This window comes from Sandarakinorhabdus sp. (assembly GCF_041689835.1).
In the GTDB taxonomy this organism is placed as follows: Bacteria; Pseudomonadota; Alphaproteobacteria; order Sphingomonadales; family Sphingomonadaceae; genus Sandarakinorhabdus.
Genome location: NZ_JBDNFM010000023.1, coordinates 1 through 9,857, shown reverse-complemented (window position 1 = coordinate 9,857; position 9,857 = coordinate 1). Strand labels below are relative to the sequence as shown.

Here is a 9,857-nt window from a genome sequence, read left to right as displayed (position 1 = left end):
GGCCACGTTGGGGGCGATGCCCTTTTTCTCCAGCGTGGTCAGATACTCACCCAGCGTCGTCCAGGTGATGGGGAACTTGATATCGTCCTGCCGCGCCGCGCCGAGCCGCTTCATTTCGGGATTGAGCGGCCCCATCGAATTGCCCTCGCCCATGATTTCGAGCGTCACACCCTGGCGGATATCGCTTTGCGCGCGGCCGTCGACCAGCAGGCTTTCGGTCGCCCAGCTCAGCATGTTGACGAAGCCCGGCGAAATCGCCTGGCCCTTCACATCACGCACCGCCGCGCCCCGGGTGACGCGCCCCGGCGCTGCGCCCTTGCCGATGGCGGTGATGCGGTCCCCGTCCATCGCCAGCCAGCCGGCATAAGGGGCGGCCCCCGAACCATCGACGATCAGGCCGCCGGTGAGAACCAGCGGTTTGGCCCCAGCCCCGCCTGAAATCGCGGAGGTGGCCAGCAGGAAAGCGGCAACAGCCAGAGTGCGCATGATCTGATTCCCCATGAAAGTTGATAAGCTTATGGCGCGCAGCCGCTGCCAGCAAGGCCGTGCTGTATTGGTTTTGCGATATACTCAGCCAAGATATGGCCACTATCCGTGACGAAGCGGCGGCGGCGCTGGCGACAAAGGGGTGGCGCGTCATCCGCGCGGCGCTGCTGCCCGCTGCAATCGGTCGTTGATCGCCAGCCCCAAGCCATGGTTCGGCACCGGTGCCACCGCAATCCCCGCCCGCCCCGACGCCTGCGCGGTGTGGAGCAGATCGAACAGGCGGACGGCGGCTTCCGCAAGGTCGCCGCTGGCCGACAGCGTCGCATCACCCGCCACTGTGTCAAAGCCGATGTGAAACTCGTCTGGTTGCGCCGTCACCGCCTCCAGCCGCACCGGCTGCTGCGGCGCATAGTGCGATTCCATCATGCCGGGGGCGATGATCCCCTCTCCCGGGCCGACTTCGGCGCGGCCCGGGAGAGGGGCCCTCACCACCGCCATCAGTTCCTCCACCGTCACCGCCCCGGCGCGCAGCAAACGCCAACCCTCCGCCTCCACCGCCACGATCGTCGATTCCACCCCCGCTGCGCACGGCCCGGCATCGATCACCGGCACATCCGCCAGCGACGCCAGCACATGCGCCGCGCGCGTCGGCGAAATCCGCCCCGATGCATTGGCTGATGGCGCCGCCAGCGGGCCGACGTCGCGCACCAGCGCCTGCATCACCGCGTGCGCCGCGCAGCGCAGCGCCACTGTCTCCAGCCCCGCCGTCACCAGCGCCGCCACCGGCGCCCCCGCCCGGCGCGGCAGCACCAGCGTGAGCGGGCCGGGCCAGAACCGCTCCGCCAGCACTTGTGCCAACGGTGAAAACACCGCCAGCGTTTGCGCCATCGCCATATCCGCCACATGCACGATCAGCGGATTGAAGCTCGGCCGGCCCTTGGCTGCGTAAATCCCGGCCACGGCCGCACCATCGTCGGCACGGGCGGCAAGGCCATAAACCGTCTCGGTCGGCACCGCGACCAACCCGCCAGCGCGCAGGCACGCGGCCGCTGCGGCAATGCCGGCGACGTCGGGCGCAAGGATGCGGCTTTTGCTGGCCATGGCCTGCGTCTATACCGGCATTATCGCAAGACCAAGGCCAGACCCGCACCATGCCCTATACAGCCCCCATCACCGAACAGCGTTTCGTGCTGGACGTCATCGCCGATCTGCCCGGCCTCGCCGCGCTGCCGCCCTACGCCAATGCCACGCCCGACATGGTGGACGCGATTCTGGCTGAATCCGCCAAGCTGGCATCGGGCGTCTTTGCGCCGCTGAACAGGAGCGGCGACAAGGCCCACGCCAAGCTGAACGACGGCATCGTCACCCTGCCGGCCGGATTCGTCGAAGCCTACGGCCAATATGTCGAGGCCGGCTGGGCCGGGCTGGGGGTGCCGGAAGCCCACGGCGGCCAGGGCCTGCCGTTCGCGGTGGCGGTCGCGGTGCAGGAACAGCTCACCAGCGCCAACATGGCATTTGCCTTGTGCATGATGCTCAGCCAAGGCGCGATCGAGGCGCTTTCCGCCCACGCCAGCCCCGAACTGCAGGCGCGCTACCTGTCCAAACTCGTCACTGGCGAATGGACCGGCACCATGAACCTGACCGAGCCTGCCGCCGGCAGCGATGTCGGTGCCCTCAAATCCCGTGCCGAGCCCAGTCCTGATGGCAGCTGGCGCATCAGCGGCACCAAAATCTACATCACCTGGGGCGAGCATGACGCGGCGCAAAACATCGTCCATTTGGTGCTGGCCCGCACGCCGGACAGCCCGCCCGGCACCAAGGGCATCAGCCTGTTCCTCGTGCCCAAGTTCCTGCCCGACGGCAGCCGCAACGACCTCAAATGCGTCGGCCTCGAACACAAGCTCGGCATCCACGCCTCCCCCACCTGCACGATGAGCTTTGGCGATCACGGCGCCTGCATCGGCTGGATGGTCGGGCGCGAAGGCGGCGGCATGCGCGCCATGTTCACCATGATGAACAACGCCCGCGTGCAGGTTGGCCTGCAAGGCGTCGCCATCGCCGAAGCCGCGATGCAGCACGCGCTGGATTATGCCCGCACCCGCGTGCAGTCGGCCAAATTCGGCGGCGGCAAAGAGCCGGTGCGCATCATCGAGCACGCCGACGTGCGCCGCACCATCATGACCATGCGCGCCCTCACCGAAGCCGCGCGCGCGCTGGTGTATCTCAATGCCGCCGCCGTCGACCGCGCCCACACCGGCGACGCGGCGGGGGCAGGATTGGCAGATCTGCTCACGCCCATTTCCAAGGCGTGGGCCACCGATATCGGCGTCGAGGTCGCCAGCATGGGCGTGCAGGTGTTCGGCGGCATGGGTTATGTCGAGGAAACCGGCGCGGCGCAGTATTTGCGCGATGCCCGCATCGCCCCGATCTACGAAGGCACAAACGGCATCCAGGCGATGGACCTTGTCGGCCGCAAGCTGCACCAGGACGGCGGGCAGCACTGGAAGGATCTGCTCGGCGACGTGCGTGCCACGCTGTCCGATCTCGATGAAGATACCGAACTCAAGCTGATCACCCCGTGGCTGCAGGATGCGTTGGATGCGGCGCAAACCACGTCGATCTGGCTCGCCGGCGCCAACAACCCCGATGATGTCGCTGCGGGCGCGGCGCCCTATCTGCGGCTGATGGGCCTCACGCTCGGCGGCTGGCTGCTGGCGCGGCAGGCGCTGGCGTCGCGCGCCCACCCCGATTCGCAGTTCGCCGCGGCCAAACGCACCACCGCGCGCTTTTTTGCCGAACAGCTGCTGCCGCAGGTGCAGGCGCTTTCTGCCAGCGCCATGCGCGGCGCGGCTCTGCTTTATGCGATCCCCGAAGACGGGCTGGCCGCTGCCTAGGCGCTAAACTCGCCCACCTTCGCGCCCGTTAACCTCTCCGGATGGAGTCGGTACAATGGGTGCGGGAGACACATGGCAGGTTCGATTGCCGCCCCGGCGATCTTGGCTGCGGCGCGGGCGGAACGATCGTGATGACATCGGGGCGCAGCGATCGCGGATAATGCTGATCAGCGGCGGCGTGCTGCTGCTGCTGGCAATGTTCGTGGCTCGTTCGCTGCCGCAACAGCACGGCATCGGTGCGGAGCGCACCGCCATCACCATGGTGCCGGCCGGGGTGGCCGCCACTGCTGTCGGCTTTGGGGAGAAGCTGACCCCGGAAAAGCTGAAAATCGTCGACGTGCCGGCGCAAGGGTTGCCCAAAGGCAGTTTCCAGCGAATTGATCAATTGATGCAAGGCCCGGGCCGCACCACAATGCGCGAAATCGGGGTGGGTGAGGTCTTGATCGAGGCGGCGCTGGTGGCCGGCGCCACCCGGCTTTCGGCCGCGCCGCTGCTGACTCCGATGATGCGCGCGTTGGCTGTCGAAGTGAACGAGGTGAGCGGCGTTTCGGGCCTCGTCACGCCCGGCGACCGCGTCGATGTGTTCATGACCCGCCAGCCCGAAGAGGCGCTTCCGCACGCCGAACTGGTGGCGCAAAATCTGCTCGTGCTGGCGGTGGGAAGCGACATGAACATCGCCCGCGACAAGCCCGGCGCGGTGAAAACCGCCACGCTCGAAGTCACCCCGGCGCAGGCGCAAAAACTTACCCTCGCCATGGCTACCGGCCAGATCAGCCTGGCCCTGCGCCAGTTCAGCGACACGCAGGGCGTCCGGCTACAAAGCCTGCAGGTGAGCGACCTGAACGACGGCACCATCACCCGGCTGGTGCGCAAGCCCGGTAGCCAACCTGCTGCGGCGCCGGCAGAGCGGTCACCCGCCGCCGCCCGGCCGGCCAGAAACGTGATCGTGATGCGCGGCGGCGAGCCCAGCCAGACCCACTTGCTGCCTTGATGACCATTGATACGCCACCAAAATCCGCTACACGTGCTTTAGTCGATGACGGTCTCGTCTTGTGATGGTCTGGTCCAACCTTGACTTTCCATCAAATCACGTCTAGGCAGAGTTTGCTAATCGTCGCCTGCGACGGAAATTGATGCCGGCAAAACGGCTCCTCTTCCTTTCTCGCGCTACCAGCTCCGGCCGTATGCTTGCGGCCGGGTTTCTCGTTTTCGCGAAAGGAAAACACATTATGATCACCGGAACCGTAAAATTCTTCAACGCCGACAAGGGCTATGGTTTCATCTCGCCGGAAAATGGTGGCGATGACAACTTCGTGCACATCAGCGCCGTCGAACGTGCTGGCATGAGCACCCTGAACAAGGACCAGCGCGTCAAGTACGAACTGGAAACCGATCGTCGTGGCAAGACTTCGGCTGTCAATCTCGAAGCCGCGTAAAGTGGTGGGTGGGCAGCGCCGCGCAAGGCCGCTGCCCACCTGATCGAGGCGCCCCTGCGCGGCGGTCGTTCCTGCCTTCTGGCGGGAAAACACCCGCGCGGGGTTGCTGCCAATTCCTTTTCTCCAACCCTGTGTTCGATTGCAGGCGGCGCTTGCAGCCCCGATCGCCCTTCCCAGGCCCTGTCTCGCAGCGAATTGCGCCGGCTGGCCCTCGACCTGCTGGTTGACCAGCCGCCCGGCCCAGCCGGTGATCCGAAAAGGACCACAGCATGCGCGCCACCAGCCTGTTCTATGCAACCCAGATCGATCAGTGCGCCCGCGCGGCCGCCGATGCCGTGTTGGACAACCAGCGCGTGATGTTCCTGCGCGCGCAGGCCGCCTGGCAGCTACTCGCCGACAAGGAAACCTCCCCTCAATCCGAGCGTGACAAGCGCGGAACCGAGCGCACACCGGCCTGAGGGCCGACCTGAACACCCGGGTCAGCGCATCGGCAGGCCCGCCAATACGGCCAACCCTCGCGCCAGCACGGTGTTCCACGCCGCCGCCATGGCGGGCGTGAATCCGGCCCCGCAGCTATCGCGGATCACGGCGGCGACAATCGGCAGGAAATCGGCAAACACCCTGCGCGGGATGCCATAGGCCTCGTGGGTGACCGCTTCGGTACTCAGAAACGCCCCACCCCAACCCTGAATTTCTTGGCCACCATCCGGCGCGTGCGGCGCGGCCAGATCGGGCAGCATTTCAAAGCTGCGCGCCAGCATCTCGCCGCGAATGCGCCCGGACGTGTCGCGCCAGAACTCCGCCTCCATCGCCGGGTGCAGCGCAAACAGCCGGGCATAGATTGCTGGCTGCGGATCGCCGTTGCGGGCGATGGCCAGTTCGAGGCTGGCTTCGAGGGCGTCACGGTGGGTCATGGCCTTGATGCTGGGCCGTTGGCTGGCCGGCGGCAAGTGTGCCGGTGACCCGAGAGGCTTAAGGAAACGAACCCAAAGCTAACACTTTATCAATAGCTGTTAGAAATTGCGGCATGATGTTTAATGAAGTGTTTCGTTTGTTGGTTGCGTTCGTTTTGTCGAGCCGTGCCAATGATCATCGGGGGGTGCTGCGGTGGACAGCGCTGGGACCTTTGTCGATCATTACGCGATCCTGCAGGTTAACCCGGAATGCGATGCGCGCACGCTGGAAATCGCCTACCGCAATCTGGCAAAGATTTTTCATCCCGATCATCCCGAAACCGCCGACGTGGGCGGGTTGAGTGACGTGACCGAGGCATACCGCGCGCTCAAGGATCACGGCAAGCGCCAGGCCTATGACGTTCGGTACAGCGCCCACACCGGGTTTTCGTTTTCAGCCGCTGATACGATCCGTGCCGAGGAACGCGCCGCGCTGTCCGATGCAGATGAACATGTCGAAACGCTGATGTATCTTTACAAGCGTCGCCGCGAACGCGCGCAGGATCCGGGCGTGGATTCATACGAACTGCAACATGTGTTGCATTGTTCCGACGAAGCCTTTGAATTCAATGCCTGGTATCTCAAGGCAAAGGGTCTGGTCGAAATTGCCGATCAGGGCACGCTGGCGATCGCCATCGCCGGGGTTGACCATGTGATCAGCACCTCGCGCAGCGTGGCACACGAAAAGCTGCGCATCGCCCAGTTCAGCCAGGGCCCACGCGCAGGGCCGCGGGATGCCGTGGCCGCCTGCCGGGACGGGGGGCCCAAGCTGATAGACGCCGCCGCGCCTTGGCGTTAGGGAACGGGCAGTGCCTTTTCTTGATGCAAAGCTGAACCTCGTGAACCTGTTTGCCGACTATGCCGCGATTCTGAAGGGCGCGCTGGATGAATTGACACAGGCCGGCACGCTGCCAGCCGGACTGTCGTTCGCCAATGTGACGGTGGAACCGCCGCGCGACGCCAGCCACGGCGATCTGGCCACCAACGCCGCGATGGTGCTGGCCAAGCCGGCAGGCCTCAATCCGCGTGCGCTGGCCGAAGCGCTGGCGGCCAATCTGCGCACCAAACCCGGCATATCCGCCGCCGACGTCGCCGGCCCGGGCTTCATCAACCTCAAACTGGCGGACAGCGTCTGGCACGCGCAGATCAGCGCCATGCTCGGCGCCGGCGCCGATTATGGCCGCTCCGCGGTGGGCGCCGCCAAGCGCATCAATGTCGAATATGTCTCCGCCAATCCCACCGGGCCGATGCACATGGGCCATTGCCGCGGCGCCGTCGTGGGCGACGCGCTGGCCGGGCTGCTGGAATTTGCCGGCTGGGAAGTGACGCGCGAATATTACATCAACGATGCCGGCGGCCAGGTCGATACGCTCGCCCGTTCGGCCCACCTGCGCTACCGCGAGGCGCTGGGTGAAGCCATCAGCATCCCCGAAGGCTTTTACCCCGGCGATTATCTGGTGCCGGTTGGCGCCGCGCTGGCTGCCGAATATGGCGATGCCTATGTGAACGCACCCGAATCCGAATGGCTGGTGAACTTCCGCACCCGCACTGTGGCGCTGATGATGGTGCGGATCCGCGCCGATCTGGCCTTGCTGGGCATCGAGCAATCGGTGTTTTTTTCCGAAGCCTCGCTGGGCACGCGCGTGCAGGACGCGCTAGGCACCCTGAAATCCAAGGGCCTCATCTACGAAGGCGGGCTGGAAAAGCCCAAAGGCGATGCCGCCGACGATTGGGAACCGCGCCCGCAAACCCTGTTTCGCTCGACCGATTTTGGCGACGACCAAGACCGCGCGATGCAGAAATCCAACGGCAACTGGACCTATTTCGCCGGCGATGTCGCCTATCACTGGGACAAGCTGAGCCGGGGCCATGATGCGCTGGTCAACATCTTCGGCGCCGATCACGCCGGCTATGTCAAGCGGATGACGGCGGCGGTAAAGGCGCTTTCGGATGGCCGCGTGCCGCTCGACATCAAGATCGTCAATCTGGTCAAATTGTTGCGCGCCGGTGAGCCGGTAAAAATGTCCAAACGCGCTGGCACCTTCGTGACGCTGGGCGAAGTGATCGAGGAAGTCGGCAAGGATGTGGTGCGCTTCGTCATGCTCAGCAAGCGGCCGGAATCGATGATGGATTTCGATTTCGCCAAAGTGGTCGAGCAAAGCCGCGATAATCCGGTATTCTATGTTCAATACGCCCATGCCCGGATCGCATCCTTGGGCCGCAAGGTTGTGGAAGCCGGGGCCGCGCTGCCCGAGCCTGACCTGACGCTGCTCGATGGCGATGAACTGGCTGTGGTGAAGATGGCGGCGAATTTCCCGCGCATCGTCGAACAGGCCGCCGACGCGCGCGAACCGCACCGCATCGCCTTTTACCTGGGCGATCTGGCCGCTGCCTTCCACAGCCAGTGGAACGCCGGCAATGATGATGCGACCCGGCGCTTTGTGCTCACCGAGCGTCCCGATCTGACGGCGGCACGGCTGGCGATGGCGCGCGCAGTGGGGCAGGTGATCAGCAATGGCCTCGCCGTGATCGGGGTGGCCGCCGCTCAGGAGCTGCACTGATGGCGCAGAGAGATGAAGACGCCCCCTGGCTGGCCGAAGCCGCGCCGCTGCGTGCCGGGCCGCGCAAGCGTCCCGTCCTCAACACTGTCATCGCCGTGCTGGCGCTGGGTGCCGTCGCTGCCGTGGCCTTGCTCATGCTGCTCGGCCGGCGCGATGGCGGATCAAGTCAGGGCTATATGGAAGCAGCCCAGGCGCCGCTGATCGAGGCTGATGCTGGCCCCTTCAAGGTGCCGCCCGCCGATCGCCAGGGCATGGATGTGCAGGGCGACGGCGAGGTGATCCACGAAGCAGTGCGCGGCGAAAACCTGGGCGCCGTGATCGACATGAACGCTCTGCCCGAAGAGCCGATGGGCCGCCCGCGCGATCTGCTGCCGCCCGCTGGCGGTGGTGTGCCAGCGCCGCCTGCTCCGCTGCCGCCCGCTGCCGCCGGCCAGCCTGTACAGGTGCAGGTGTTGCCCGCTGGGCCGTCTGCTGCTGCTGCGCCCGCTCGCACTGCCCAGGCGCGCGTAACACCAACGCCAGTGGCCGCAAAGCCCGCGCCCGTGAAGCCAGCCGCAGTGAAGCCACCCGCAGCCAAGCCGATGCCGTTGCCCGCCGCAGCCAAGCTGGCCAGCGCGCCCGGCCAGTCCGCCACTGTGCAGATCGGTGCCTTTTCCAGCGAGGCCAAGGCGCAAGAGGAATGGACGCGGGTTTCCGGCAAAAGCGGGCTCACCGGCAAACGCATCGAGAAAGTAACCTCGTCCAGCGGCAAGACGCTATGGCGGGTGCGCGGGAACGCCGCCGATGCCGATGCTGCCTGCCAGGCAATCCTCGCCGCCAATGGCGCCTGCGAAGTGAAGAAATGATGCAGCCGCTGTTTCTTGGCCTCGCCGGGCTGGCGCTGTCGGATGAAGAAATCGCACTGTTCCGCAGCAGCGATCCCGCCGGCTATATCCTGTTCAAGCGCAACATCGACAACCCTGATCAGGTGCGCGCGCTCACCGCGTCGCTGCGCGATCTGGCCGGGCGCGACGTGCCGATTCTGATCGATCAGGAAGGCGGCCGCGTTGCCCGGCTGCGGCCGCCGCACTGGCCGGAGTTTCCCACCGGTGAACGTTTCGGCCTGCTGTATGACAAGGCGCCGATCACTGCGATCGAGGCTTGCCGGCTGAATGCGCTGGCGCTGGCGGCGATGCTGAAGGATCTGGGCATCAACGTCGATTGCCTGCCGCTGCTCGATGTGCGCGATCCGGGGGGGCACGACATCATCGGCGATCGCAGCTTTGGCGCCGAACCGATGGTGGTATCGGCGCTGGGCAAGGCCGTGCTCGATGGCTTCCGCGCCGGCGGCATCTGCGGCGTGATCAAGCATATCCCCGGCCACGGCCGCGCCCGCGCCGACAGCCATCTCGAACTGCCGGTGGTCACCACCAGCCGTGACGATCTGGAGCGCGATTTCGAACCGTTCCGCCGTCTGGCCGATGCGCCGATGGCGATGACGGCGCACATCACCTACACCGCGCTGGATGCTGCGCGCTGTGCCACCCT

The 9,857-nt window shown here is 65.8% G+C and carries 10 protein-coding genes and 1 pseudogene; 8 read left to right on the top strand and 3 right to left on the bottom strand.

Annotation, left to right across the window (positions count from 1 at the left end; genetic code table 11):
- Both ACESL8_RS01085 and ACESL8_RS01080 read right to left on the bottom strand, forming a co-directional pair.
- Positions 1-501 (bottom strand): annotated as a pseudogene (locus ACESL8_RS01085) (D-aminoacylase); the annotation flags it as partial.
- A gap of 135 nt (positions 502-636) precedes the next feature.
- Positions 637-1,587: an L-threonylcarbamoyladenylate synthase gene (locus tag ACESL8_RS01080; RefSeq protein WP_372915021.1), complete on the bottom strand. Its 951-nt coding sequence runs from the start codon at positions 1,585-1,587 to the stop codon at positions 637-639.
- A gap of 50 nt (positions 1,588-1,637) precedes the next feature.
- Between ACESL8_RS01080 and ACESL8_RS01075 the strand changes: the two genes are divergently transcribed.
- The 4 genes from ACESL8_RS01075 (at position 1,638) to ACESL8_RS01060 (ending at position 5,274) form a co-directional block, all read left to right on the top strand.
- On the top strand, positions 1,638-3,380 hold the full coding sequence (locus tag ACESL8_RS01075; RefSeq protein WP_372915019.1) for an acyl-CoA dehydrogenase: 1,743 nt from the start codon (positions 1,638-1,640) through the stop codon (positions 3,378-3,380).
- 160 nt (positions 3,381-3,540) lie between these two features.
- Positions 3,541-4,371, top strand: a complete 831-nt coding sequence (gene cpaB / locus ACESL8_RS01070) for a Flp pilus assembly protein CpaB (protein WP_372915017.1) — start codon at positions 3,541-3,543, stop codon at positions 4,369-4,371.
- A gap of 238 nt (positions 4,372-4,609) precedes the next feature.
- Complete coding sequence (locus ACESL8_RS01065) at positions 4,610-4,816, top strand: cold-shock protein (protein ID WP_022680866.1); 207 nt, start codon at positions 4,610-4,612, stop codon at positions 4,814-4,816.
- Between the two features lie 269 nt (positions 4,817-5,085).
- Positions 5,086-5,274 carry a hypothetical protein gene (locus tag ACESL8_RS01060; RefSeq protein WP_372915014.1) on the top strand — a complete coding sequence of 63 codons (189 nt, stop codon included), beginning with the start codon at positions 5,086-5,088 and terminating at the stop codon, positions 5,272-5,274.
- A gap of 21 nt (positions 5,275-5,295) precedes the next feature.
- Here the strand turns inward: ACESL8_RS01060 and ACESL8_RS01055 are convergent, their stop codons facing one another.
- Positions 5,296-5,730, bottom strand: coding sequence for a globin (locus ACESL8_RS01055; protein WP_372915012.1), 435 nt, complete (start codon positions 5,728-5,730; stop codon positions 5,296-5,298).
- A 193-nt stretch (positions 5,731-5,923) separates the two neighbouring features.
- Between ACESL8_RS01055 and ACESL8_RS01050 the strand changes: the two genes are divergently transcribed.
- From ACESL8_RS01050 to ACESL8_RS01035, 4 genes are all read left to right on the top strand, one after another.
- A complete protein-coding gene (locus ACESL8_RS01050; RefSeq protein WP_372915010.1) occupies positions 5,924-6,568 on the top strand; it encodes a J domain-containing protein in 645 nt (214 codons plus the stop codon).
- Between the two features lie 40 nt (positions 6,569-6,608).
- Positions 6,609-8,330 carry an arginine--tRNA ligase gene (argS, locus tag ACESL8_RS01045; protein ID WP_372915023.1) on the top strand — a complete coding sequence of 574 codons (1,722 nt, stop codon included), beginning with the start codon at positions 6,609-6,611 and terminating at the stop codon, positions 8,328-8,330.
- Positions 8,330-9,175, top strand: a complete 846-nt coding sequence (locus ACESL8_RS01040) for an SPOR domain-containing protein (protein WP_372915007.1) — start codon at positions 8,330-8,332, stop codon at positions 9,173-9,175. The genes argS and ACESL8_RS01040 overlap by 1 nt, the downstream gene beginning before the upstream one ends.
- Positions 9,175-9,857: glycoside hydrolase family 3 N-terminal domain-containing protein (locus tag ACESL8_RS01035; protein ID WP_372915005.1), on the top strand; the 683-nt coding region annotated here is incomplete at its 3' end. The genes ACESL8_RS01040 and ACESL8_RS01035, both read left to right, overlap by 1 nt.